The 25368-nt window shown below is 57.0% G+C and carries 30 protein-coding genes; 24 read left to right on the top strand and 6 right to left on the bottom strand.

The features are described 5' to 3' along the window. Window positions 1-4: 4 nt before the first annotated feature. The 6 genes from MN188_RS16780 to MN188_RS16755 all read left to right on the top strand — a co-directional run bounded on the left by MN188_RS16780 (window position 5) and on the right by MN188_RS16755 (window position 5122). Window positions 5-325: an SHOCT domain-containing protein gene (locus MN188_RS16780; RefSeq protein ID WP_242110451.1), complete on the top strand. Its 321-nt coding sequence runs from the start codon at window positions 5-7 to the stop codon at window positions 323-325. A gap of 70 nt (window positions 326-395) precedes the next feature. Then, a complete protein-coding gene (locus tag MN188_RS16775; RefSeq protein ID WP_242110450.1) occupies window positions 396-2396 on the top strand; it encodes a heme lyase CcmF/NrfE family subunit in 2001 nt (666 codons plus the stop codon). 2 nt (window positions 2397-2398) lie between these two features. Continuing rightward, window positions 2399-2962 carry a DsbE family thiol:disulfide interchange protein gene (locus MN188_RS16770; RefSeq protein ID WP_242110449.1) on the top strand — a complete coding sequence of 188 codons (564 nt, stop codon included), beginning with the start codon at window positions 2399-2401 and terminating at the stop codon, window positions 2960-2962. Then, entirely contained in the window at window positions 2962-3435 is a 474-nt protein-coding gene (locus MN188_RS16765; protein WP_242110448.1) for a cytochrome c-type biogenesis protein, read from the top strand. The genes MN188_RS16770 and MN188_RS16765 overlap by 1 nt, the downstream gene beginning before the upstream one ends. Further along, window positions 3432-4592 (top strand): c-type cytochrome biogenesis protein CcmI, encoded by a 1161-nt coding sequence (gene ccmI / locus MN188_RS16760; RefSeq protein ID WP_242110447.1) that lies wholly within the window; start codon window positions 3432-3434, stop codon window positions 4590-4592. Before MN188_RS16765 ends, ccmI begins: the two co-directional genes overlap by 4 nt. A gap of 227 nt (window positions 4593-4819) precedes the next feature. Next, complete coding sequence (locus MN188_RS16755) at window positions 4820-5122, top strand: hypothetical protein (RefSeq protein ID WP_242110446.1); 303 nt, start codon at window positions 4820-4822, stop codon at window positions 5120-5122. Window positions 5123-5149: 27 nt separating this feature from the next. Here the strand turns inward: MN188_RS16755 and MN188_RS16750 are convergent, their stop codons facing one another. The 3 genes from MN188_RS16750 to MN188_RS16740 form a co-directional block, all read right to left on the bottom strand. After that, window positions 5150-5815 (bottom strand): L,D-transpeptidase, encoded by a 666-nt coding sequence (locus MN188_RS16750; protein ID WP_242110445.1) that lies wholly within the window; start codon window positions 5813-5815, stop codon window positions 5150-5152. A 243-nt stretch (window positions 5816-6058) separates the two neighbouring features. Continuing rightward, window positions 6059-8200, bottom strand: a complete 2142-nt coding sequence (locus MN188_RS16745; RefSeq protein WP_242110444.1) for a protein-disulfide reductase DsbD family protein — start codon at window positions 8198-8200, stop codon at window positions 6059-6061. A gap of 287 nt (window positions 8201-8487) precedes the next feature. Continuing rightward, window positions 8488-8712, bottom strand: coding sequence for a DUF2933 domain-containing protein (locus MN188_RS16740; protein WP_242110474.1), 225 nt, complete (start codon window positions 8710-8712; stop codon window positions 8488-8490). Window positions 8713-8970: 258 nt separating this feature from the next. On the opposite strand from MN188_RS16740, the gene MN188_RS16735 reads away from it, so the two are divergent. The 10 genes from MN188_RS16735 (at window position 8971) to MN188_RS16690 (ending at window position 17205) form a co-directional block, all read left to right on the top strand. Beyond that, window positions 8971-9552: a L,D-transpeptidase gene (locus tag MN188_RS16735; protein WP_242110443.1), complete on the top strand. Its 582-nt coding sequence runs from the start codon at window positions 8971-8973 to the stop codon at window positions 9550-9552. 32 nt (window positions 9553-9584) lie between these two features. Then, window positions 9585-10043 carry a c-type cytochrome gene (locus tag MN188_RS16730; RefSeq protein ID WP_242110442.1) on the top strand — a complete coding sequence of 153 codons (459 nt, stop codon included), beginning with the start codon at window positions 9585-9587 and terminating at the stop codon, window positions 10041-10043. 392 nt (window positions 10044-10435) lie between these two features. Further along, a complete protein-coding gene (locus MN188_RS16725; protein WP_242110441.1) occupies window positions 10436-11023 on the top strand; it encodes a c-type cytochrome in 588 nt (195 codons plus the stop codon). Window position 11024: 1 nt separating this feature from the next. Further along, the gene (locus MN188_RS16720) at window positions 11025-11924 is read left to right on the top strand and encodes a c-type cytochrome (RefSeq protein WP_242110472.1); all 900 of its coding nucleotides are present in this window, start codon (window positions 11025-11027) and stop codon (window positions 11922-11924) included. A 17-nt stretch (window positions 11925-11941) separates the two neighbouring features. Next, window positions 11942-13378 carry a multicopper oxidase family protein gene (locus tag MN188_RS16715; RefSeq protein ID WP_476726578.1) on the top strand — a complete coding sequence of 479 codons (1437 nt, stop codon included), beginning with the start codon at window positions 11942-11944 and terminating at the stop codon, window positions 13376-13378. Between the two features lie 13 nt (window positions 13379-13391). Next, window positions 13392-14135: a DsbA family protein gene (locus tag MN188_RS16710; protein WP_242110440.1), complete on the top strand. Its 744-nt coding sequence runs from the start codon at window positions 13392-13394 to the stop codon at window positions 14133-14135. 20 nt (window positions 14136-14155) lie between these two features. Continuing rightward, window positions 14156-14791, top strand: coding sequence for a DUF3047 domain-containing protein (locus MN188_RS16705; RefSeq protein ID WP_242110439.1), 636 nt, complete (start codon window positions 14156-14158; stop codon window positions 14789-14791). 134 nt (window positions 14792-14925) lie between these two features. Continuing rightward, window positions 14926-16092: a multicopper oxidase family protein gene (locus MN188_RS16700; RefSeq protein WP_242110438.1), complete on the top strand. Its 1167-nt coding sequence runs from the start codon at window positions 14926-14928 to the stop codon at window positions 16090-16092. Window positions 16093-16135: 43 nt separating this feature from the next. Beyond that, window positions 16136-16627, top strand: a complete 492-nt coding sequence (locus tag MN188_RS16695) for a c-type cytochrome (RefSeq protein WP_242110437.1) — start codon at window positions 16136-16138, stop codon at window positions 16625-16627. A 101-nt stretch (window positions 16628-16728) separates the two neighbouring features. Next, window positions 16729-17205, top strand: coding sequence for a DUF411 domain-containing protein (locus MN188_RS16690; RefSeq protein WP_242110435.1), 477 nt, complete (start codon window positions 16729-16731; stop codon window positions 17203-17205). Here the strand turns inward: MN188_RS16690 and MN188_RS16685 are convergent. Continuing rightward, window positions 17190-17780: a Crp/Fnr family transcriptional regulator gene (locus MN188_RS16685; RefSeq protein WP_275116261.1), complete on the bottom strand. Its 591-nt coding sequence runs from the start codon at window positions 17778-17780 to the stop codon at window positions 17190-17192. The two genes, MN188_RS16690 and MN188_RS16685, sit on opposite strands and share 16 nt — an antisense overlap. A gap of 85 nt (window positions 17781-17865) precedes the next feature. On the opposite strand from MN188_RS16685, the gene MN188_RS16680 reads away from it, so the two are divergent. After that, window positions 17866-18399 carry a hypothetical protein gene (locus MN188_RS16680; protein ID WP_242110432.1) on the top strand — a complete coding sequence of 178 codons (534 nt, stop codon included), beginning with the start codon at window positions 17866-17868 and terminating at the stop codon, window positions 18397-18399. Window position 18400: 1 nt separating this feature from the next. On the opposite strand, the gene MN188_RS16675 is transcribed toward MN188_RS16680, so the two are convergent. After that, complete coding sequence (locus tag MN188_RS16675) at window positions 18401-18601, bottom strand: heavy-metal-associated domain-containing protein (RefSeq protein WP_242110430.1); 201 nt, start codon at window positions 18599-18601, stop codon at window positions 18401-18403. Between the two features lie 149 nt (window positions 18602-18750). Between MN188_RS16675 and MN188_RS16670 the strand changes: the two genes are divergently transcribed. The 5 genes from MN188_RS16670 to MN188_RS16650 all read left to right on the top strand — a co-directional run bounded on the left by MN188_RS16670 (window position 18751) and on the right by MN188_RS16650 (window position 23711). Further along, window positions 18751-21258, top strand: a complete 2508-nt coding sequence (locus MN188_RS16670; protein WP_242110429.1) for a heavy metal translocating P-type ATPase — start codon at window positions 18751-18753, stop codon at window positions 21256-21258. A gap of 19 nt (window positions 21259-21277) precedes the next feature. Continuing rightward, window positions 21278-21673 carry a Cu(I)-responsive transcriptional regulator gene (cueR, locus tag MN188_RS16665; RefSeq protein ID WP_089894358.1) on the top strand — a complete coding sequence of 132 codons (396 nt, stop codon included), beginning with the start codon at window positions 21278-21280 and terminating at the stop codon, window positions 21671-21673. A 103-nt stretch (window positions 21674-21776) separates the two neighbouring features. Then, window positions 21777-23048, top strand: a complete 1272-nt coding sequence (locus MN188_RS16660) for a multicopper oxidase domain-containing protein (RefSeq protein WP_242110428.1) — start codon at window positions 21777-21779, stop codon at window positions 23046-23048. A 203-nt stretch (window positions 23049-23251) separates the two neighbouring features. Continuing rightward, window positions 23252-23473 (top strand): helix-turn-helix domain-containing protein, encoded by a 222-nt coding sequence (locus MN188_RS16655; RefSeq protein ID WP_242110427.1) that lies wholly within the window; start codon window positions 23252-23254, stop codon window positions 23471-23473. 34 nt (window positions 23474-23507) lie between these two features. Next, window positions 23508-23711, top strand: coding sequence for a hypothetical protein (locus MN188_RS16650; protein ID WP_242110426.1), 204 nt, complete (start codon window positions 23508-23510; stop codon window positions 23709-23711). Here MN188_RS16650 and MN188_RS16645 read toward each other — a convergent pair. Next, on the bottom strand, window positions 23708-24289 hold the full coding sequence (locus MN188_RS16645; RefSeq protein ID WP_242110425.1) for a hypothetical protein: 582 nt from the start codon (window positions 24287-24289) through the stop codon (window positions 23708-23710). The genes MN188_RS16650 and MN188_RS16645 overlap by 4 nt on opposite strands. Before the next feature lie 127 nt (window positions 24290-24416). On the opposite strand from MN188_RS16645, the gene MN188_RS16640 reads away from it, so the two are divergent. Then, window positions 24417-24779, top strand: a complete 363-nt coding sequence (locus MN188_RS16640) for a hypothetical protein (RefSeq protein ID WP_242110424.1) — start codon at window positions 24417-24419, stop codon at window positions 24777-24779. Further along, window positions 24751-25365: a lytic transglycosylase domain-containing protein gene (locus MN188_RS16635; RefSeq protein WP_242110423.1), complete on the top strand. Its 615-nt coding sequence runs from the start codon at window positions 24751-24753 to the stop codon at window positions 25363-25365. The genes MN188_RS16640 and MN188_RS16635 overlap by 29 nt, the downstream gene beginning before the upstream one ends. Window positions 25366-25368 lie beyond the last annotated feature (3 nt).

Genomic DNA, 25368 nt, shown 5'->3' with positions numbered 1-25368 from the left:
CAGCATGACCATGAAACTCAGTTTATCAACCCTTGCGGCTTTGTTTGCCGCGAACATCGCCCACGCGGATGGCGCAGATGATTGGGGTCGGGGGTTTGGCCACATGACTTGGGGAGGAGGATACGGAATGTTTGGTGGGCTCATGATGTTGGCTTTTTGGGGCGTGATCATCGTCCTGATCGTGATGGCGGTGCGTTGGTTCGCCGGTGACCGCCCCGGTGGAGGTGCCTCTTCGGATGCAATGGACATCCTCAAATCCCGCTTTGCAAAGGGGGAACTGGACGAAGACGAGTTCCGCAAGCGCAAAGCTGCACTCGAAGACTGACTTCACCGGATAGCTCTCACCCTTCAGGGGGTGGGAGCACCCTACTTCCCCGCATCATCAGGACTGCATCATGACACCCGAAATCGGCCACTTTGCCCTGGCACTCGCTTTTGCGCTGGCGTTGATCCAAAGCGTAGTCCCCTTGATCGGGGCTAGTCGTGGAAAGCTGCTCTGGATGCAGTCTGCACGCGCGACCTCGATTGGACAGCTCTTATTGGTCGGGCTTGCATTCGGCGCCCTGATGCGCAGTTTCATCATTAGCGATTTTACCGTGGTCAACGTGGCATCGAATTCTCATTCGCTGAAACCCATGCTCTACAAGATTGCCGGAACCTGGGGCAGCCACGAGGGGTCTCTTTTGCTCTGGGTGTTGATCCTGACCCTGTTCGGCGCAGGCGTTTCCTTGTTTGGCTCCAATATACCTGATCCTTTGAAAGCCCGTACTCTCGCTGTGCAGGCGTGGATCAGCACCGGTTTCTTGTCCTTCATGCTTTTCACCTCAAACCCGTTCACGCGTGTGTTTCCGCCGCCTGCAGACGGCAAGGATCTGAATCCGCTCTTGCAGGACGTGGGTCTCGCTTTGCACCCGCCGTTCCTCTACCTGGGCTATGTCGGATTCTCGATCGTCTTTTCCTTCGCGGTTGCAGCCTTGCTGGAGGGACGGGTCGATGCGGCTTGGGCTCGATGGGTTCGCCCATGGACCCTCGCGGCCTGGATGAGCTTGACGGCCGGTATCGTGCTTGGTTCGTGGTGGGCATATTACGAACTCGGCTGGGGCGGCTGGTGGTTCTGGGACCCGGTCGAAAATGTCAGTTTCATGCCCTGGCTGCTTGGCACTGCGCTGCTTCATTCTGCGATCGTTACCGAAAAACGCGATGCGTTCAAAAGCTGGACGATCTTGCTTGCGATCCTGACATTCTCTCTTTCTTTGTTGGGGACCTTCGTGGTCCGCTCTGGGCTTTTGACCTCGGTCCATGCCTTTGCCGTTGATCCGGAGCGTGGACTGTACATTCTGTTTCTGCTTGCCCTGTCTATCGGCGGTTCACTGGCGCTCTACGCATGGCGCGCGCCAATGATGGAAGCTGGCGGGATTTTCAAGCCGATCAGCCGCGAAGCCGGTTTGCTGGTAAACAACTTGATCCTTGGCGCGGCGACAGGAACAGTGCTGTTCGGCACGCTCTACCCGTTGTTTCTTGAAGCCGTCACCGGGGAAAAAATTTCAGTCGGTGCGCCCTTCTTCAACGCAACCTTTATCCCCATGATGCTGCCTCTCGTGCTTTTCATGGGGGTGGGCCCTTTCCTGAGTTGGAAGCGCGCCGACTTGGCAGGCGTTTTGCAACGCGTGTGGTTTGTCGCTCTGGCGTCGATCATCGCAACTCTGGTGCTTTGGTATCTTCAGGAAGGAGGGCCGCTTCTAGCGCATCTGTCGATCTTGTTGGCCACCTGGCTTTTGCTCGCAACACTACGGGAATGGGCAATGCGCATCCGGTTGTTCGATGTACCCTTTTCCGAAGCACTGCGCCGGGCCCGAAACCTGCCACGTGCGTCACACGGAATGACAATGGCCCATGCAGGGCTTGCGGTTGCAATGTTCGGCTTTATCGGCTCCAGCGCCTGGAAGGTTGAAGAGGTTGTGTTTGTGGCACCTGGATCAACAATCGAGATTGCCGGGTTCGAAGTGACCTTTGAAGGCGTTGAGCGCGTACGTGGTCCAAACTACTTTGCAGACCGCGGCACGCTGGATGTCACGCGAAACGGGGAGAGCATTACAACACTATTCCCTGAGAGGCGGTATTATCCGATTGCTGAAAGCTCAACAACGGAAAGCGCAATTCGCTCCACCCTTGCAGGGGACCTCTACGCTTCGATCGCCGAACCGGCGTCAGAAGACGCGGAGCTGAGTGGCGCCTGGACCCTGCGCATTCTGTATGAACCTTTCGTCAATTTCATCTGGTTGGGAAGCACATTTCTAATCCTGGGGGGCGCATTGTCCCTATCAGATCGGCGGCTTCGGGTTGGCGCACCAAAACGCACACGCGCGACCTCCGCGCTCTCAACTCCGGCGGAATAGTCATGAAACGAATACTGGCATTCCTCCCACTACTGGTTGCGGTCGTTTTTGGCGGCTTTTTCCTTTGGGGTCTGAACCCGGATCGGGATCCGAACGAAGTCCCGTCCGTGTTGATCGCACAACCTGCGCCGGATTTTGATTTAGAACCGGTTGTGGGCGTGGAAACGCCTGGCTTGTCGCGCTCGAACCTGGTTGGCACTGAAACAGCTGTTATCTTGAATGTTTTCGCATCTTGGTGTGTGCCATGCCGCGCAGAACATGCGGTGCTGACCAGCCTGGCCGAGCGGGACGGCATCCGCCTTTTTGGCATCAACTACAAAGACGAGCCTGAGGACGCCGCAAGGTGGTTGACCGAGCTCGGAAACCCTTACGCGCGAATTGGCTCTGACATTTCGGGGCGTGCAGGGATCGAGTGGGGGATTTCCGGTGTGCCGGAGACGTTCATCGTCAGCTCTGATGGCACTGTGCTCTACCGGCATGTCGGCCCGGTCGTGGGAGAGGTTGCGGTCGGAAAATTTCGCGAAGCCCTTGTGCAGGCAGGCGCATTGCTCAGAGAGGATCTGTGATGCTGAGACTTTTTGTTCTTCTCTTTGCAATGGCCATACCGATGGCTGCGCTGGCCGTCGAGCCTGACGAGATGCTGGATGACCCAGTGTTGGAGGCACGCGCCCGTGAGGTGTCAAAGGGGCTTCGTTGCGTCGTGTGTCTGAACCAGGACATCGACAGTTCAAACGCAGGAGTGGCGCGGGACCTACGCTTGCTGGTCCGTGAACGCATTGTCGCCGGGGACAGCAACGACGAAGCCTTGGCCTTCATCCGGGCACGCTATGGGGACTATGTCCTGCTTAAACCCCCTTTGAACACGAGAACCTACGTCTTGTGGTTTGCACCCCCGGCGATGCTGGTGATGGCCCTGGGCGTCGGTTTAGCGACCTTGCTGCGCAGGAGAAAAAAGCCTGATCCGCGCGCATTAAGTGATGCCGAGGAACACGAAATCAAACAGTTCATCGATGACCAGCAAGCAGGAGAGAACATATGATTTTCGCATGGATGGTGCTGTTGACTGTATTGTCGGTCGGCTTTGTTGTCTTTCCGTTGCTTTGGCAGAGACAAGTGCCGTCGGCGGCATTGGATTCAACGCCTGCAGTTCTGGTGGATCAGCTGGACGAGGTCCAACGTGACCTTGACCGACATGTGATATCGACTTCGGAAGCCGCAGCCGCACAGCAGGAAATCAAGCGACGTATTTTGGCCGCGGCCAGACGCGCAACATCTGGACAGGTCGCAGACAACACAAGCGGGCGGGGCACCCTTTTTCTTGCCGCATTCTTCGTGCCGCTTGTGGCCGTTGGATACTACGCCATCATGGGATCACCGGAGATTTCAAGTCTTGCCTATGCGGATCGCCAAGCCGAGCGCGCCGAACAGCAGAAAATCACCGAACTCACGGACAAGCTCTACGCTCGCCTGACATCCGAGCCAAACGGTGGAGCATCGGAAGGTTGGATGCTGCTTGGGCAAACCTATTATCGAATGGGGGAATACGCGCGGGCCGCTGCGGCATTCGAGACCGTGACAATTCGTGATGACGCAACCTCGGCAACCTTCTCGATGCTGGCCGAAGCTCTGGTCAGTGCTGAACAAGGTATCGTTACACCCAGAGCAGAAACTGCCATCGACCGGGCAATCGCGCTGGATCCGAGCAATCCTGCCGGTGTTTTCTACAAATCAATGGCATTGGCGCAGGAGGGTAAAGAGCCGGCGGCCCATGCGCTCTTATTGTCTCATCTGGAAACCGCTGACGGCTTTGCACCCTGGATGGAGGCCTTTGTCGCGCAAGCGAACCAGATTGCACAAACACTTGGACGTGACCCAATTGCTCTGACGGACTACGCCCCGATGGCCAGTGGCGGAGCGGGTCCAACAGCCGAAGACATCGCCGCAGCCGGAGAAATGAGCGCTGAAGATCGTGGGGAGTTCATCCGTTCAATGGTGAATCGACTGGCCGAACGGCTTGAGGAAAACCCTGACGATCTGAATGGGTGGTTGCAATTGGCGAACGCCTATACGGTTCTGGGGGAGCAGATAAATGCGGTGTCAGCCTTTGAAAGGGCTTCAACGCTGCTTTCCGACCTCGCTCCAAGTGATCCCCGCCACCGAGTTGTCGAGCAGGCCCTGTCCGAGTTGAAGCAGTGACGAGCGCATTGGCGCCTCCGCGACCAGAAAGACCGCGCACGAGTCGTAACGGTGGCTGTTCAGAACCAGGTGGAACGTTTCATCCCATTGATCGAAATCGATCACGAAACCCTAGAGCGTTATTGCGTTCCCTCAGAGGCACACAAAATGCACTTGCTCTCACAGAAAGCACTGGTTTTCCAAAGAAAAACTGATCACTCTAAGTGAACTATCGAGAGGACCTAACAATGAGAAACTTGACTTGGCTGCTGGGGGGCACAGTCTTTTTGCTCGCATCTTGTGAAACCTACGAAGGCGGCAGGCGCGTCTCTTCTGACGGGTTCATCAAGGAGCTGCCCGAGGGCGTGCTTGCGATTGCCGCGCCTTACCAGGATCTTGCAGCGGTGCGAATTGATCCGGCGGATGGGTGCTATGTCTATCGCCATGTTGGCCCGGTCGAAACGACGTTCCTTCCGTTGAGATCCGTGAGAGGGCGGCCGATCTGCACCCAACTGCCAGATGCAGACACCGAAGAGGCGGCCACTGGCTAGTCCCGTTCTGTTCGGCCAATCCACCCTTCAGCTTCGTGCCGAAACCGTATCCTCAGGCGGATAAAGGTAGGCGGTCGAACCCGTCGATACATGTTCATATAGGCCATTGATATGCGCCATGACCATGCGAACGCAGCCCGAACTGGCCCTCCCTCCAATGGATCGCGGGCTTGGTGAACCGTGGATCCGGAGGTAGGTGTCTCGATTTCCGACAAACAGATACAACGCGCGCGACCCAAGCGGGTTTGTTGGGCCGCCATTCATTCCGTCTGCATGTCGCTCATAGAGACCTGGGTCTCGTTTGATCATGGCTGCAGTCGGGGTCCAGGTCGGCCATTTCGCTTTTCGCTTGATCGTGTAGGTACCGGGTTCGTATAGGTTCCCACGCGCAATCGCGACCCCATAGCGCATTGCGGTGCCGTCTTCGCGAATATGGTACAGATATCTCGCCACAGCATCGACGTGGATGTCGCCTGGTGTCAGGCCGGGATTCGCCTCGACGAGCTGGGGCAGGAAACGCGGGTGAAACCCCCAAGGGTTTGACGTTGCCGGATCATAATCCACAGGCGTAATCTGCGCGTCCCATGCAGACCACTTTGAGCGGTCAGAAGTCGGCGCGGCCCAACCGGTGCTTGCAATCGGGGCGGAAAACAGCGCGGCTGTCGAACCGATGAAGTGGCGTCTGGTCAACATAGTTTCACAATCCTCATTTCCGGCGGTTCCTTAGACGATAGATCACAAGGATACGTGTGATCATTCGCGAAACCAGTCACATACCTGTGAATCCAAGCTAATGTCTGCAATCGTGGCAACATTGCAAAGTCCGAAGTTTGGCGGGTTTTGGTATCCGTGCGCTTTTCGACGTCGTTCATTTCGTTCCTAACCGGTACAGTCTTTTTTGCCTTTGAGCCGCTTCATATGTCACACGGCACTGCTTCATTGTTCGGTCTCGAGAGTGCTGGATTGAATCCCAATTGCGCGGGCAGAATCCAGGGCTGCTAGAATAGCCTGTGAAGAAAGGATCTCGGATAGGACAATACCGTTCGGTGCCCCCGGCCCATAGATTGCATTGAAGGGAATGCCATAGCGGTTATTTGCTTCTAAATACCGCGAAATACGTTCGTCGGGGCGTGTCCAATCGGCTTGCATCGCGATCACCCCTTCACCGTTCAGGGCAGACAAAACCGGATCACGTTCCAGAACCAAGGCCTTGTTGGCCTTACAAGTCAGGCACCAATCCGCAGTGACATCGACAAAAACCACTTCGCCTTGCGAAACGCGGCGTGCAATGTCTCCACGCTCGAAAGCAATCCAATTGATCTGCCCGCCCAGCCGCTCAACCTCAGTCGGGGCCTGACGTGCCAGAAGCTCTGCCGAAACCATTGGTAGGACGGAAAGCAGGATAACGGCCAGATTGCGCAAGGCAGGGGGCAAAGGGCGCCGTATCAGGACTGCAAGCAAGGCGATTGAAAGGCCTGTGACCACGAATGTCGAAAGCGGGCCTGCGACGCTGGACAAAACCCACAAAAGCCAGATTGCTGTCCCAAGAAGAAGCCCTCCAAGAAGCAGTTTCAACCCAACCATCCATCGCCCTGGTTTGGGAAGAACCGCTACCAGTCCGGGCACAAGGGCGATAAGAAGATATGGCAATGCAAGCCCCAACCCCAAAGCTGTGAAGACAATGATGATGTCGACACCGCGCCCGGCAAGCGCAAATGCCACCGCGGTCCCAAGGAACGGTGCCGAACAGGGAGTTGCCATGACCGCACCGAAAAAACCGGTCGCGAAATCAGCCCCATGTCCTGAGGTGCCACCTGCGTTGGACAAGCGAGATTGAAGTGAGGAAGGCAACGCCAGCTCGAACAGACCGAACAGGTTTGCGGAGAAAACTGCGAGCACAAGAAACATCAAGGCCAGGAAGGCCGGGTTCTGAAACTGCAGCCCCCAACCAACGGCCACGCCAGACATCTGCAACGCATAGAGAATAGCGGCGAGAGACCACATGAAACTCATGACGCCAGCGGCAGCGAACAGAAAGCCAATGCGAACGGACCGCGCGCCACGCGCTTGGGTCTTAATTGCCGATGACAGTTTGATTGACAGAACCGGAAGGACACAGGGCATCACATTCAAGATCAGCCCACCCAAAAAGGCCACCAGGGCTATCCATGCCAGTTTGTCCAGACCTGGCACCAGTTGTTCAAGCCTAAATGGTGGGGCAGGGGGGGGCGATATCAGCTGCGGCGTCAAAGTCAGGGCGCGGGCAGGCCCGTCTGTCACGGTCAAAACAGGGTCGTGGTACAGCTCGGCGTGAACGGTAAGGATCGGGATGCGCGCCCAAAGTCTGCGGCCCCCATCTCCAAGCCGGATGTCAGGCTTGCCTAAAGCAGTACCCGCTCCAAGCTCGGCAAAAACATCCGGTGTGCCAAATGCGGTGGCACTTTGCAGTTCAAGCGTCAGGGTTGTCTGTTTCGCGTCGATTGACGCTACTGCGTCCGAAACTCCGGTTTGATCCCCTTCGGTTGGAACGCGAGACAGGAAAGTGCTTATGCGCGATGCGGAAACGGTGTCGATATCCGACCCCGAGGGAAGAGACAGTGTCAAATCGAAGGTCTGTGGGACGCAGACCTCAGAACAGACCAGCAGTTTTACAGCTCCGGTAAGATCAACCGGTTCACCTGGCCGTTCCAGCGTGACCCGAAGGGGAAAAACAACGGTGTCATGATACCCGAAGTTTTCGATACCGAATGCGGTGAACCGCTCTGGGGCCGGCCAAAGCATTTCGACCCCCGCGACATTGCTTGACCCGCTCCAATCGATCTGTGGGGGAATGCCGACCTCGCCAGGAGAACGCCAATAGGTTTTCCAGCCTTCCGAAAGCGTCAAATCAAGACCCGCCGAAAGCGTTTCAGCACCCGGAGGCACACCATCCTGCACAGTGATCAGTCTGGCGGTGAGGGCTGTTGAGGAAAAGTCATCTGACGTCGCAGCTATAGCATGGCTGGTTGCCAAAAAACCTAAGCCGACGAATAGAACAAACCTCATGCAGTAGGCGCGCAACCTCACGATTGAAAGCATCGTCGTATCCTGATTTCCGCGATGTCATTTCTCATTCATCAGCCTCCACCGAGACGTCAGATACGTCGGCAATTGCCAAACCTTGGCGACCGTCGCTACACGCAATCGAGCGAACTGGGCTGTTCCCCTCGTCGGTGAACCAGCACCCTTCCGGCGCAAACATAGTTACATCGCCGTAAGAAAGACTGGTCCGATCTGGTTTTTCGCATTGCTTGCCGGAAGTGGCGCAACCACTCACAACCAACCCAGCCAACATGGCACGCACAAAGCCGGAAACAGGCACCCGGTCAGCCTCGGCGTACCTGCGGCACGGTCGACGCCACGTCGTGGATAACGGCGTTGGGATCTTCTGTTTCGCGCCGAGAGTCGCTTGTATGACAGCTCTTGCCCATCACTTTGTGCATTACAAAATGGCCCCCTACACAAAGCAGTAGCGGTGCAAACGTCAGCAAGTTCGACCCGAGCCCGCCAAGCGCGCCACCGGCCAGAAAATAGCCTGCGATCGGCGGCATCATGATGACGCAACAGGCCATCATTGCGAAATGCATTGCCTTGGGGCCAGACCGCGTTCTTTCGGTGGAGCTCGTGTCTGTTTTCTGACTCATTGGGTGCCTCTTCCAGGTCGCTGACCCCATATGCAGGCCTTACCCAAGGAAAGGTCAAGGATACATTTCGATACAAATCTCGGGGCTCGGAACTGTTGATGAATGAGACGGATCAGGCGAAAAAATAGCCCACGAATACGCCAGTGATACGATTGGAGAGGCGACATGGCAGGCAATGGCAAAATTAACAGACGCCTGATGGTGAGCGGTGTGGCATCGGTTTTGACCGCACCTTCAATCCTGTGGGCACAGGAAACACCGTCCAGTATCCCGGAACCGGTGGTGCGGCGTAACATATCGTCCTTCGCTCTGCATGAATGGCAGGACCATTTCGACGGATTGGGCAAGGGGATCTTGCTTTCTGATACCGCCACACGCGTCCTTCAGCACTGGACAGCGGATGGTGAGATGCGGATTTATCCGACATCAGTTCCGTTGACCGACGAATTGACCCGTCGTGGATATACAGAGGTTGTGGAAAAGCGGGAAAACCCAAGTTGGGCTCCTACGCCATCCATGCGAGAGCGCAACCCCGAATGGCCGGCGATCATCAAGGGTGGTGACCCGGCCAATCCCCTTGGCACAAGAGCGTTGTATCTGTCTTGGCAATACTACCGCATTCACGGCACTCAGGACACACGCAAAATCGGCCGACGATCTTCGAATGGCTGTATCGGTCTCTACAATGAGCAGATCGAAGAGGTCTACGACCGCGTCCCTGTCGGCACTCAGGTCAAATTGATCTGAAGGCCGCATGAACACCTCAAAAGGATAGAACAATGAGTAAATGGGGACTTTTCGTGGGCGGTGCACTGCTTGCCGGTGTCGCAGTCGCCGGGTGGCAGGCGTTTCAACCAACACCTGTGCAGCAAGGTCACTCAATGGTACCGCCTGACACGAGCAACGTCGCAATGGGAGACCCGATTGAGGATGTTCGGTTGCCACAAGAACTGTCAGCAGACGCGGTACTTGGAAAGCGTGCCTTTGATGCCAAATGCGCGTCTTGCCATGGTGCAAATGCGGCAGGTCAAAATGGGGTTGCCCCACCTCTTGTGCACAAGATTTACGAACCAAGCCACCATTCGGATGAAGCGTTCCAGAGGGCCGCGCAAAGTGGCGTTCGCGCCCATCATTGGAAGTTTGGGAACATGCCTCCGGTGCCTGGACTGACGCGTGGTGATGTACAGTACATCGCGCGGTACGTGCGAGAGTTGCAGCGCGAAAACGGGATCAATTGATGCTTCCAAAACCCAGCCTATCCCTGCTCCGATTGATCTGTGTCGTCATGTTCGGCGGACTGATCGCATTCGCGGGTCTCCCGGATAGCGCTCGTGGGCACGCTGGGAACTCGGACAGTTCCTACGCGGACCACGGAGGCAAAGATGACCTCGACCACCATGCCGAGGTCGCAGCATCTTTTGGGCATTGTCATCCAGGCCTAGATTGCTTTACTGCCGCAGCCTTCCTTCTGACACCGGTTCAGCCTGGCCCAGCAGAGATCGGTAAGTCGGAAATCTGGCTTCCCTGGCTTGCAGGCGAAAGCTGGACACCTCTATCAGACAAACCACCACCGCGCATCCAATCCTGATCCCAGAACACTCGAAAACTCGACCGATCAAGGATTGAAACTATGAAAAAGACCACTGTTCTCGCGGCGATCGTCGCAACTTCAACCGCCCTTACCGCTTTCGCACACGGTGGTGCGACTGGCATCGTGAAAGACCGCATGGATGCCATGGCGGATATGGGAAAGGCTGTGAAAGCCGTCACGCCCATGATGCGCGGCGAAATTGATTATGATGCGGACGTTGTGCGGCGGGCAGCTGCGACATTCTCACGTCACGCTGGTGACTCGATGACGGAACTCTTTCCCGAAGGTTCCGGCGGAATGCCCTCGGAGGCCAAGGACGCGATCTGGAGCAAGTGGGAGGAATTCTCAGCACTGGCGGAACAGCTTGGGATTGTCTCCGAAGGACTGGCAGGCGCAGCGGACAACGGTCTGATGGCGACAGGCAGCAGCGCCATGTCGACAGATACCATGATGGGCGGGGGATCCGGCATGATGGGGGGTGGGTCCAGCATGATGGGCGGCACTGGAGCAATGGGAAACACCATGACGGCCGCACAGATTTCCGAGATGCCTGTCGACGGTGCCTTCACCATGGTTACCCAGCTCTGTTCGGCGTGCCACACGCAATTCCGCGCTGAAAGCCAGTAAGATGCGCAGTATTTTAAGATTGGCCTTGGGTGGGGCGGCATTCGGTGTCGTCGTGACCGGGGCGCTCGTTGCCTGGCCGATAGGTCAGATCAACGGGCCCATCAGTTTGGAAGGAGATGCAAGCCGCGGCGCATATCTTGCCCGTGCCAGCGGCTGCATTGCTTGCCACACGAATGTCGAGGCAGGCGGTGTGCCTTTGGCCGGAGGGGTGAAACTGGAGACGCCTTTCGGCATTCTCTATTCGCCCAACCTGACCACCGACCCCGAGCACGGGATCGGTGATTGGTCGATTGACGAGTTTGCTCGCGCAGTCAGGCAAGGGGTCTCGCCCGAGGGTGAACCCTACTATCCTGCGTTCACCTATCCTTTCTACGGCAACTTCACGGACCAGGAAATTGCTGATCTGTGGGCGGCGTTTCAGACTGTACCTGCCGTTGCCGAACCATCCAGAGATCAGGAGATGGCCTTTCCATTCAACCAGCGTTGGGGATTGAAATTGTGGCGGGCCGCATTTTTGACCGCACCGCGCACAGAGCCCATTGAAGGCAACGACGAGGTCTGGAACCGAGGCCGCGAGCTTGTGGAAGGGGCCGCGCATTGTGCTGCCTGTCACACCGCCCGAAACTTTGCAGGCGCGCGGAAATCGGACAGTCAGCACTTCAGGGGAAGTACCTCACTACCCGGCGGCGGGAAAGCTCCGGCCATCGACTATGAAACCCTACAAATGCGCGGGTGGACTGTGGACAGCCTGGCCTATGCGCTTCGCACCGGGGTCAAACCCGACGGCGACGCCTTTGGTGGGTCGATGGGAGAAGTCGTGATGTATGGAACTGGTTTTTTGACCGAGGAAGACCGCAAAGCCATGGCGACCTATCTGATGGACGATCACACCGGCGGCTGAGGTCGAAGAGCAAAACAATGGAGGGGGCTACGGCCCCTTCCGCAAAAGGACACGGAATGACACAGACCCGACGAGACATTTTGCGCATGGGGGCTACCCTGGGGCTTGGAACAATGATCCCAGGAACAATTCGCGCGGCTACGCCCACTCCCATGCCTCTGACTGCCAGCGTTGCAGACGTCCAACTCGCCCCACCGGACTATCCGAAGACACGTATCTGGGGCTACGACGGGCAAATGCCGGGCACATTGATCCGGGTGAAACAAGGCGACCGCATAATGCGGCGTTTTGTGAACGACCTCCCTCAGGCCAGTTCGGTTCATTGGCACGGGCTTCGCATCGACAACGCAATGGATGGCGTGGCCGGACTGACCCAGGATGCAGTGCCGCCAGGCGGGACGTTCGACTATGATTTTACCGCGCACGATGCCGGTACATATTGGTATCACGCTCACAATCGCTCCATGGAACAGGTCGCGCGTGGGCTTTATGGGGCTCTGATTGTTGAAGAAGCTGAGCCGGTTGACGTTGACCGCGAAGAGCTTCTGATCCTTGACGATTGGCTTCTGAATCCGGATACGGCGCAGCTGGACCCCGAGTTTGAAGCCCCGCATGACCGAAGTCATGCCGGGCGTCGCGGGAACTACATTGCGACGAATGGGACCGCAGAAACGGAACTGCCGGTCAAGCCGAACGAGCGCTTGCGGTTGCGCCTGATAAATGCAGCCAACGCACGAATTTTCCAGCTCGCTTTGTCGGGGTTCGAGGGCTGGGTCATGGCTTATGACGGTATGCCCTTGGAGGTACCGGAGAAGGTTGACGGTAACTTTTTGTTGGCTCCCGGTCAGCGGGTTGACCTGTTCGTCGATGTTACAGCCGCCGCAGGCGAAGTTGCCCATTTGGTGCGTATCGACGACGAAGAGGGGTATTCACAAGCTGCCTTTCCGGTTGGACCTGCTGGGGACCCGATAAAGCTGCGTGAAACACCGGAACCGCTGCCGCCCAATCCGAATATGTCCGTTCCCGGGGTGGATGCGGCACGTCGGTTCGACCTCAGGATGGAAGGCGGCGCCATGGGCAACCTTCAAAAAGCGAGGCTGGGCGGTGAGGAAATGAGCTTTCGTGAGTTGGCCGCCGCCAACCAGTTCTGGTCGTTCAATGGCGTCGTCGGCATGACCGACACCCCACTCGCGCAACTGTCATCAGGAGAAACCGCGCGAGTTAGCATACAAAATGACACGGTCTTTCCCCACGCAATGCACCTGCACGGAATGCACTTTCGCGAAGTCCTGAATAGCGGTGAGCTTGGACCTCTGAGAGATACGCTTTTGGTTTTCGGGGATGAAACACGAGAGATCGCCTTTGTCGCGGGCGAACCCGGCAAGTGGATATTCCATTGTCATATGTTGGCCCACACGGCCTCGGGCATGGCGACCTGGGTCGACGTAACATAATCGGTACTAAAACATGGAGAAGAGCATGAAACTATTTAACGGGATTTTCGCTTTGGTTATCAGCCTGGCAGCGCCAATCGGAGCCTGGGCGGACGGGTTGGATGAGGATCGGGTCAAGGAACTGGTGCTTGAGACGATCCGTGAAAATCCTGGCATCGTTATGGAGGCCGTCGCCATTCTGGAACAGCAACAGGCCGCCGCCGCAGATGTGGCCCGCGCAGACGTGCTGACCAACCAGCGCAATCTGCTGGAACTGGACCCGAATGCACCGGTACTGGGCAATCTCGATGGGGATGTGACGGTGGTGGAGTTCTTCGACTACAACTGTCCCTATTGCCGCCGTGCTATGGACGTGGTGCAAGGCTTGCTTGATGAGGACCCAGATGTGCGTCTCGTCTATCGCGAATGGCCAATTCTGGGGGAAGGGTCTGTTTTCGCGGCCAAAGCTGCTTTGGCAGCACGTGAACAGGGAAAATACGAGGCTTTCCATTGGGCGTTGATGAGTATGAATGGTCGTGCTGAAGAGGCAAGTGTCATGCGCGTCGCGGCCGAAGTTGGGCTGGATGTTGACCAGTTGCGCCGAGACATGGAAGCACCGGAAATCCAAGAGCATCTGGTGACCTCCATGAACCTTGCGCAGTCGCTTGGTTTCAACGGCACCCCATCTTTCGTTGTCGGTGAGGAACTGGTGCCAGGGTTCGTGGAACAATCTGAATTGGTGGAAGTCGTCGAGGCGGCGAGAAAAGCCGCAGAATGACCCCCTCCCGCCGCCTATTCGTGGCCGTATTCCTGTATGCGGCCACATTGGGTCCCGCAATTGCTGGGCCATTGCTGTTTGACGGCAGCTGGAAAGAACAGGGTTTTCTCCGCCTTTGGTCGAACGAGTACCAGTTCCTGGGCCCTAAGTTGGATGTGACTTCTGACGGCACGGTATCGCTTGTCTGGCGTGCGCTTGAGCCCGGCCTGCGCAACGCTGACGGTGCCAGGTGGATCTGGGAAGTGCGTGAGGGTGTCGTGGGGACCGATCTGCGGCGCAAAGGCGGTGACGACAGAAATCTGGCGATCTACTTCGTGTTCACAGACGCTGAAACGGCGCACAATCTGAGCCGAAATTCGGCACGCCGATTGCTGCGCAACCAGAAAACACATGCGTTGGTTTATGTCTGGGGGGGCAACCACAATTCAGGCAGTTTTCTGATAAGCCCTTACCATCCGCGGATGATCACTCGCGTGCTTCGACCCAGCGGCGTCGGTCGCCATATAGAAGACGTTGATCTTGAAGCGGATTTTCACACTGCCTTTGGGGCTGAGAAGAGTATCCTCGTCGGGATTGGAGTTTCGGCCGATAGTGACGATACGGGCGGGCGCATCCTTGCTTCAATTGAGAACCTGGAACTGGTCTCAGAGCAATGAGGCTTTCCCGCCGCCAAATACTCCTGGGTGCAATGGCCGGAATAATGGTGCCAAGGCCCGCCTTGGCCAAGAAACCCGTACATACGCTGCGTCCCGCACCGGTTGCTGTTCGATGGCCCGGTCATGATAGGGAAATGCCTGGCCTACTCGGGTTCAATGGCTCAATCCCAGGTCCCGAGCTGCGATTTCGACAGGGCGATCAGCTGGATGTTCGCCTGGAAAACGGGTTGCAAGACGGAGCGCTGGTGCATTGGCATGGGGTCCGTGTTCCCAACCAAATGGATGGGGTATCAATACTAACCCAAGAGGTTGTGCCACCGCGCGCGCACTACGACTATAATTTCGAACTGCCTGATGCTGGCACGTTCTGGTATCACTCGCACTACCTGTCCTATGAACAAGTTGGCCGCGGGTTGTTTGGCCCCTTGATCGTAGAAGAACGTGATCCACCCAATGTGGATCACGATATCACGGCAATGTTGGCGGATTTCAGAACTACATCTGACGGGATGTTTGACACAGATTTCGGGGTCATGGATGATTTTTCGCGCAAAGGTCGCATGGGCGATCTTTTGCGGGTTTTTCTCAGCCAAAAAACCGTTCGACAAGGAGATCGCGTTCGATTGCGTTTGGTCAATGCGGCCATCGACAGAGTGTTTCGTCTCGATCTTGACGGCATAGATGGCTCTGTGGTCGCCTTGGATGGCATGCCGCTGGAGTCCCCGATGCAATTGCAGCACCTGATCATGGCACCTGCACAGCGTATCGATATCATTGGATTTGCAACATCTGAAATCACCTTCAATTTGACAGAAGGTAACACGCGCAATCCGATCGCAAGCATAGCTTTGTCCGGCAAGAACTCAGCACCGGACCGTAGCCCCGTAACTGCGTTGCCGATGCATGAGCTCTCCGAGCCCGGCCAAATCACCCAGACGCTTGAGCTCTTGATGAGGGGCGGGGAAGGGGATCGGAACCACGGCGGCTTTGGCACCTGGGTGTTCAATGGAGTTTCTGGCCTTCCCAACAAACCGTTTGGCCAGTTCCGGCAAGGGGAAACAGCCCGGATCGTCTTGTTAAACCCAACCGGGTTTGCCCACGGCATTCATCTGCATGGCCACCATTTCCGTGAAATCTCGGAAAATGGGACGTTTGGCCCTCTGCGTGACACACTCTTGGTCGCGTCGGGGGAAACGCGCGAAATAGTTTGTGTCTTCGACAATCCGGGGCGCTGGCTGTTCCACTGTCACATGCTCAGTCACAGTGCAGACGGCATGGCAACCTGGATTGACGTATCATGACGGAAATACAGACCCCTGAACAATCATGCCATGGAGTGCAAAGATGTCCCGCCCCAAAATTCTGATTGCTGCCATCGCCGCCATATTGAGCCTTTCGGGTGCCGCAGTATTTCTGAGCACGGACCAAGCAAATGCAGGACCACCGAAGCAGCCGGAGCAGTCTGATTCTGAGGCCGGTGCGGTGCTATACGCGGAAAACTGTGCCTCGTGCCATGGGGCACAGCTGGAAGGGGAACCCGATTGGCGCAGCCCAAAGGACGACGGCACGCTACCCGCTCCGCCGCATGATCGGACCGGCCATACCTGGCATCATGGAGATGCCTTGTTGTTCGATTATACCAAGTTGGGCGGGCAGGCGGCCCTGGAGGCAAGCGGTGTGACGAATTTCAACAGTGGCATGCCCGGGTTTGGAGAGCAGTTGAGCGACCAGGAGATCTGGGACATTTTGGCCTTCATAAAGTCCACCTGGCCAGACCGTATGCGCGAAACCCAAGAGGTGCGGACTGAAGGGGAACAGATGCAGGGCGGATCGTAAGCTCCCCTTGCTTGACCTTTGTCAGGATCTGACACCGCGAGAACGATAAGATAAATCCGAAATTGAACACCACTGGGCAATCTGGCCTGAAAGGAGACACAATGACCAACCTGACCATCAATCGCCGCGTTTTGTTGTGCGGCTTGGGCGCCTCCGGGCTCGGAATGACAGTGCCCGCTCTGGCTGCTACGCCGCCGCTGGTGCAAGTGTTCAAGGATCCTAATTGCGGGTGCTGTGGTGCGTGGATCGACATCATGGCTGATGCGGGATACGCAATGGACATTCGCGAAGCCACGTATGACGACTTGATGCGTTTGAAGGTCCGAAGCGGGATCAGCGAAGACATGGCATCGTGCCACACGGCACGTATTGACGGATATGTCATCGAAGGCCATGTACCGCCGGCTGACATCCACCGCCTGTTGAGCGAGAGGCCCGACGCCATTGGTCTGTCTGTGCCAGGCATGCCATGGGGATCACCGGGCATGGGTCCCGCGAGCGAACGTGACGCCTATTCGGTCTTCTTGATCCGAAATGATGGCACAACCGAGATCTTCGCCCACTACAATGCGGCCTGATCGGCGCCTTTCACGCGATATGAACCTCGAGCGGTGCGCGCAACCTGGCCTTCGCGCACCAAGGTTGACAGGGCTCGGTATACGGCCTCGTGGGTCAGGCCCAGCTCGCTTGCGAATTCAATTATCGACCCGGTGAGCCACCCATCCGCCAGACCGGCCAGAACCCTGTCCCTGGCTGGGCGGATGGCCAACAATTCCAGTCGGCGACGATAGGTCTGAATTTGGCTTGCCATGCGTTGAACAAGAGCTGCGGCAAAACTCGGGTCCTTTGTCATGAATTCCAGCACCTCGGTCTTGTCCAGGCAGAGGACCAAACAACTTGATTGGGCTGTCGCGTCGCAATGAAAGTGGTCCGAAAACAACGCCGGTTCCGCCAGGGTATCGCCTGCGTTGGCCTGAAACATCGTCACTTTCTGCCCATCTTTTGTGTGGCGGATCAGGCTGATTGCGCCCTGTTCAAGAAAGTACATCGCACGTGTTGGGTCTCCTTGGCGAAACAAGTACTCATCAGCCTCAAGCTGACGCCGCGCCTGACCGCATTTCGGGAGACGATTGAATGGAGAGGGCAGAGACATCAGATGTGACATTATGATCTCAATCATATGTCAGAAGAGGATCAGGCGCCAGATTGGAGGTCTCGCGACCTAACAGGAGCCACCCATGATCCGACTTGTACTCATAGTTTTACTGGCCAGTTCCACAGCCACGGCACAACACAACAGCCACGACCACAGTGCCGGCGGACAAAGTATGGCCGTGCCAGAGGAGCCGGGGCAGGGGGCGTTTGCATCCATCGCCGAAATTGTAGCCTTGCTACGAGCGGATTCGGACACGAATTGGAGTCGCGTGGATATTGCCGGTCTGCGTCAGCATTTAATTGATATGGACAACCTGATCACGCATGCCGAGGCTACTGTCGAACAGGTCCCACATGGCGTGATGTTCCGTGTCGGGTTGACTGGGCCAGGTGGTGAAGCCGTTCGGCGCATGGTGCCAGCACATGCACCGGCTCTGGCAATAGAGACGGGCTGGTCCAGTGTAGCCGCGATTGGCAGGCATGAGGTCACATGGACAGTGACCTCATCCGACGAAGTCGATGTCATTCGCGCCTTGGGCTTCGTTGGATTAATGGCCGTAGGGGGCCACCATCAAGCACATCACCTTGGCATGGCAACCGGCGAGATGGTGCATTGACCTAGGCAGCGATCGTGTTGGGGTAACCTTCCTTTTCCAGGATTTTTGTCAGCTCGGCGTCGCCCAGTCTGCTTGTGACTTCGACGGTACGCGCTTCCAGGTCGAAACTCAGAACCGCATCTCCATCGGCGGCACCAACGGCCTTTTCGATAGCAGCCTTGCAATGACCGCAGCTCATATCGGGTACATTGAACTTGCTCATGGTAGTCTCCGTTTTTTCGTTCAATGAAGGGATTGGGGGTTCCCACGGGGTAAGGTCAAGCATCAAGAAAACGTGATATTCAAGGCTTGACCCTACCCACACTGGAACCCCCCAAACCATATTTAGAACCACGAATCGCGGAGAGTGTCATGTCAGAGAAACGAACGCTTACATTGTCGGTCGAAGGCATGACTTGTGCGTCCTGTGTCGGCCGTGTTGAAAGAACGCTTGCCGGCATTCCCGGCGTGTCCGATGCCGCGGTCAACCTGGCGAATGAAACAGCCCGGGTCAGCTTTGCCGCCCCCGCCAACCTTGCAGGGTTGATCGACACGTTGGGTGAAGCGGGCTATCCAGCCACGACCAGCGAGATTACTTTGGACGTCGAAAGCATGACCTGTGCCAGCTGCGTTGGCCGGGTTGAGCGCAAATTGAAGGCCAGTGACGGCGTAATTGATGCGCAGGTAAACTTGGCGGCAGAGACCGCGACCATACGCTACGCTACCGGGGCAACTACGCCGGCGGACTTGGCCAGGATTTCCACCGAACTTGGATACCCCGCCAAACTCAAAGCTGGAGAAGACCTCAGCAAACAGGACCGCAAGGCGGCAGAGATCGCGCGACTTGGGCAACTTACCTTGGTCGCCGCAATTCTGGCCCTACCGGTTTTTGTGATCGAGATGGGCGGTCATTTGTTTCCGGCCATGCATATGTGGATCGAAGAAAGCATCGGCCTGCAAAACAGCCGGCTTTTGCAATTTGTCCTGACCACAATCGTTCTGTTCGGCCCTGGTCTGCGCTTCTACACAAAGGGATTTCCGCTGCTGTTCAAGGGCGCGCCGGACATGAACTCGCTTGTCGCGCTTGGCACTTCAGCGGCCTACGGGTTTTCACTGATTTCCACCTTCACGCCGGGAGTTCTGCCCGCAGGCACTGCCAATGTCTACTATGAGGCAGCGGCTGTAATTGTCGTTCTCATCCTACTGGGTCGCTTTCTGGAAGCACGCGCCAAGGGACGTACAGGCGAGGCAATCCGCAAGCTTGTCGGGTTGCAGGCAAAGGTCGCGCGAGTGGAACGGGAGGGCGAGGTTGTCGAATTGGCGATCGAGGAGATCATCGTGGGTGACTTTATCCACGTGCGTCCTGGCGAGAAAATCGCCGTGGATGGCAAAGTGATCAACGGCCATTCCTATGTCGATGAAAGCATGATCACCGGCGAACCCGTCCCGGTTGAGAAATCCACTGGGGCAGAGATCGTCGGTGCAACGGTGAACGGCACTGGCGCATTGATCTTCGAGGCAACCAAGGTTGGTGCTGACACGATGTTGGCGCAAATTATCCAGATGGTTGAGCAGGCGCAGGGGGCCAAGCTTCCGATCCAGGGTTTGGTAGACCGGATTACCGCCTGGTTCGTCCCTGCGGTCATGGCAGTTGCCACCTTAACCGTTTTGACTTGGCTGGTCTTTGGACCTGACCCGGCACTGAGCTTTGCGCTAATTGCAGGCGTCGCCGTATTGATCATTGCCTGCCCTTGCGCGATGGGACTGGCAACGCCTACGTCGATCATGGTCGGTACCGGTCGGGCTGCCGAAATGGGAGTTCTTTTCCGGAAAGGCGATGCGCTCCAAATGCTACAGGAAGCGCGTGTGGTCGCATTGGACAAGACCGGTACTCTGACCCAGGGCCGTCCCGAGCTGACCGACCTGATCGCGGCGGATGGGTTTGACAGCGATGAGGTGCTGCGACTGGTTGCCGCCATCGAGGCCCAGTCTGAACACCCCATTGCCGAAGCCATCACGCGTGCCGCCACCCAAAGAGGGTTGGATGGCGCCGAGGTCACAGCCTTTACGTCGATCACCGGATACGGCGTCGAGGCGACCGTTGGCGGTCACCGCATTCTTGTCGGAGCTGACCGGTTAATGCAGCGCGAGGGGATCGACATGGGCAAACTTGCCCAGATCGGCGACGAATTGGGCCGCAAGGGGCGAACCCCGCTCTATGCAGCAATCGACGGGCAGATTGCGGCGGCGATTGCCGTGGCGGATCCGGTCAAACCAGCAACTCCAGCAGCCATATCTGCATTGCATGATCTGGGGTTGAGCGTGGCCATGATTACCGGTGACAATCAAGGGACGGCTGAAGCCATCGCCGCAGAATTGGGCATTGATATCGTTGTGGCCGAGGTCCTGCCCGAGGGAAAAGTCGCCGCACTGGAAGATTTGCGCACGCGTGGCAAACTGGCTTTTGTCGGCGATGGCATCAATGACGCCCCTGCGCTGGCCACTGCGGATGTGGGCATTGCTATCGGCACCGGAACCGATGTTGCCATCGAAGCGGCAGATGTTGTTTTGATGTCCGGCGAGTTGACCGGCGTGGTCAACGCCTTCGACATATCGACGCGCACCATGCGTAACATCCGGCAGAACCTGTTCTGGGCCTTCAGCTACAACACGTTGCTGATCCCTGTGGCTGCAGGCGTTTTGTACCCGGCCTTCGGGCTGCTCCTGTCGCCAGTTCTGGCAGCCGGGGCGATGGCTCTGTCCAGCGTGTTCGTGCTAACAAATGCACTGCGTTTGCGTTGGGTTAAGCCGGTGCTGAACGACAAAGCAGCCATCCCGATGCAAGAAACCGAGACCCTGAACCCGGCACTAGTCGGATAAGCGAGGAAGCGACATGAATCTGAACATCGGCGAAGTATCCAAGCGCACCGGTCTGCGCGCCAAAACCATCCGCTACTACGAGGATATCGGCCTGGTCAAACCACTGCGTGACACGAACGACTATCGCGTCTTTCGCGAAACTGACCTGCACAAGCTGATCTTTCTCAGCCGCGCCCGTGCCTTGGGGTTCACCATTGGTGATTGCCGCAACTTGCTGGCGCTCTACGAGGATGAAACCCGCGCCAGTGCAGAGGTAAAAGAAATAACAAACAAGCATTTGGAAGAGATCGAAGCAAAGATCATCGATCTGCAAGCCATGCATGAGACCCTGACCCACCTGTCCAAGGAATGCGCGGGGGATCATCGCCCGGATTGCCCCATTCTCGAAGGTCTCAGTGGCGATCCCTGCCATTGAACCGTCCCATTGACCCACAAGGAATTTCGAACATGATCACACGTCGCACCCTTCTGTCCGGCATGGGCTCTGCTGCCATGCTGGCGCAACTGCCGACACGCGCTTGGGCCACGTCCCCGGGCACGACCAGCCCTTTCTGGGGCCGACGCTGAGGCTGCATCACCAGTCTGAAACCGCCGCAGAGGTCAGCAATGCGTTGGACGAGGCAATCTCGGTTCATTGGCATGGGCTTGTCGTGCCCGGGGACGTGGATGGCGGACCGCACCAGCTGGTTCAACCTGGCCAAACCTGGTCTCCTGTCCTCCCGATCGACCAGCCTCCCGCGACCGTCTGGTATCACAGCCACACGCATGGCATGACAGCCCGGCAAGTGCAGATGGGCCTGGCGGGTGTCTTGCACCTGACTGACGGTCAGGATGATGCCCGCGGACTGCCGACGGATTATGGCGTGGATGACCTGACACTTGTCCTTCAGGATCGCCGCTTCGACCAGGAAGGGCGCATGTCCTATGAGCTGTCCATGCCTGACCAGATGATGGGGTTCCTAGGGGACACGATGCTGGTCAATGGGCAGGTTGGGGCCACGGCGGTCGTGCCCAAAGGGGTGGTGCGCCTGCGTCTACTCAACGGCTCCAACGCCCGGATCTATACCCTGACCCTGTCGGATGGTCGTCCGATGCACCTCGTTGGTGCTGACGCCAGCCTTCTGGATCGCCCAGTCGTGCTGGACGAACTGACCCTTGCACCAGGCGAGCGCTATGAGGTGCTTGTGGATTTCGGCGATGGTCGGAACCTCTCGCTTCTAAGTGGGCAGAATATCAATGAAGGAATGATGGGGGGCATGATGGGTGGACGCCGCCCGTCTGGTCCCCCGTTCGAGGTTTTGCCCTTTACCGTTGATCCGGCAGCTCCGGTGCGTATGACCCGTATACCTGACAGCCTTGGCGGCTCTCGCCCGAATATGGACGCGAGCAATGCCGCTGGACGCCATATCACCCTCGACATGGCCATGGGCCCCGGCATGATGATGCGCGGCGCTGGAAACCGCTTTTCCATCAACGGACAGGCCTTTGATATGTCAAAGATCAACTTCTCGACCCAGGTTGGGCAGGTCGAGAAATGGACGGTGTCGGCAAACATGATGATGCACCCGTTTCATGTTCACGGCGTCATGTTCCAAGTGCTCAGTGAAAACGGACAAGCCCCTGCGCCGCAGAACACGGGGTGGAAGGACACGATCCTGATCAATGGTCAGGCAGATATCCTGATGCGGTTCACCCGACCAGCCACCGAAGCGTTGCCATACATGTTCCATTGTCACATTCTTGAGCACGAAGATGGAGGAATGATGGGCCAATTCTCGGTCGTCGCGTAGAGGGCAACACGCGCATTATTTAACATAACAACTATTACGCGCCACTCACCAATCCACTGATATTATGTCAGAATCAAGTGCTCCTACCCAAGTGATTTCCTCAAATTAGTCGTTCGCACATCTCGGAAGGTTTCGTGTCGCCGAGGTCGAATGCGAACTATATTGCGTGGCAAATTAATCCTCTACATGGCCGATGTCCGGTCATGAATTTACCAGAGCGTGTAGGACAGAACATTCAGGATGTCCGGCGAGCCAGAGGGCTCAGCCAGGAAGCGCTCTCGTTCTCGGCCGGTCTTAGCCGCAGCTACATGGGCAAGCTCGAAAACGGCAAGAACGCCATGTCGCTCACCGCCCTGGAAAAGATCGCCAACGCCCTGGGAGTCGATCCTAGCGAATTGGTTAAGCCGCGCACCAACCGCAAGTAACCCCTTCCGATTTTCGTATCAAGTAAGTCTTTTCATGAATAAGAAACGCCTGTCAGCACAACCTATTCGCGAGGGTATCGCGGAGATTTCTGGAATGATTAAGGTTGTATGGCGCGACTACCGCTGGAACACGGGAAGAGTTGTTCGCGATTGGCATATCGATCCGGACTCCGCGGAAGGTCTCGAAATCAAAGTGCGGTCGGTCGAATGCAAGAAAACGAGTGGCAAGGCCTCTTAATATGAGAACCAATCCGAGTGATCCATTTTGCCCTCGAAGTCGCCATACTCAACCATCACAGCTCTCGAATAGTAGCGCCCTAAACCATCGCGAGTTGGATACGGGATGCTCTGATCGTTTGGGGAAACAAAACTCCCGGACCACGGTGTTGATGAGCTACCGACGCGAATATGGCGCCGACAGTTGCTGTTCTCGTGATCGCAAGCATTGATCCACCAAACCCAGTACAGAATGTCGCCGCCCCGATCGCGTTGAGCATATCCCTGAAACCAAAGCACCCGCGTCCGTCGCAACCAGGCATACTCAGGCACAGAGATATCTACCTCCCCTTCGCCACCAGGACCGCCCAATTCGACCGGCACGGCGGCGAAGGTACAAATGCCAAATGGCGGCAAAACTGGCCAGGGCGTGATCCGACGGATCATGGTCGCATAGGCCGCTGAACAGACCGGGCTCGGCGGAAACCCACCCGCCATACAGAGCATGATTGCGCAGTCCATGTCGTAGGCGCGCGATGGCTTGGCCGAGACCGGTAGAATCACCGCTGAAACAACCAAGCTGAGAATAAGTTGCCGCATCTACCCCTCCGTGTGGTAGCCGAATTCGGGCTCAACGTAGCGGCGAATTCGACGTTTTGCTATCTTTTTCTATTTTCTACGTTTTATATATATTGACTCTAACTGTAGTTTCCGTGTCATTTGCATCATGTATGAAGGTCTCTCAAGGGGAGAGACCATGCCGATAGCAAGACACCTGAGTCTGATCACACTGGATGGTGTGAAAGACCTCATTGCGAGGAAGGTGGACTTCACCTGTCGGTATGAGCTCGTGGGGGGCACAGGTGACGGTAAGCCGCTTTACCAGTGCATCTATGTGGTTGGGGATGAAGAGCTCATCCTGGTCGCTGCCAAGGTCCAGAAACACGGGCCTAAAGTCCGCCACTTCGCGGTTTGGCCGGGGCTCGTCAATCATCACACCAATTATGGTGACGGTCGCCCTGTCTCTATCGATCTCGATATCCGCAACGCCCCAGAGGGCGATGGCGGATCTGATGGTGATCTCGGCTGACGGCAGCGTCAGAACATCCGGCTGGACACATCATGAACGAGAAACTGCTGAGCCCGCCGTCGAACGCGTATCGCCGCCTGTTCCCGCATCCGCACGCGAGGTTCTTGCGGCCATCCGCGCGACCTCTGATCGGCATGCTGCAAACCGCAGCCTAAGTGTGATTGGACTAGCCGCCAACGATTGGCATGTTCTGTTTCAGGCCCTGATCGAGGCCGAAAGCAGCTACAACCCGACTGCTGTCAGCCCAAAAGGGGCCTATGGGCTTGGCCAGCTGATGCCTGCGACAGCACGTGAGCTGGGCGTTGATCGTACCAACCCCAATCAGAACCTCGAAGGGGCTGCACGGTATTTGCTCGCACAACTTGCCGAGTTCCGGGACATCGACCTGGCGCTGGCCGCTTACAACGCCGGGCCGCACCGCGTCCGCGAGTTTGGCGGTGTACCGCCTTTCACCGAGACACGCGCCTATATCGCACGGATTCACCGCATTCGTTCACGTCTTTCCGGGCTGCCAATTGAGAAGCCCGTCATTCGCGTCGCCACTTTTGGACCGACGCGTGCACCGGTCGTCATCGACCTAAACTGATCT

Source organism: Aliiroseovarius subalbicans, assembly GCF_022678625.1.
Lineage (GTDB): Bacteria > Pseudomonadota > Alphaproteobacteria > Rhodobacterales > Rhodobacteraceae > Aliiroseovarius_A > Aliiroseovarius_A subalbicans.
The sequence above is the reverse complement of the archived record's forward strand: the minus strand, read 5'-3'. Positions and strand labels throughout refer to the sequence as shown.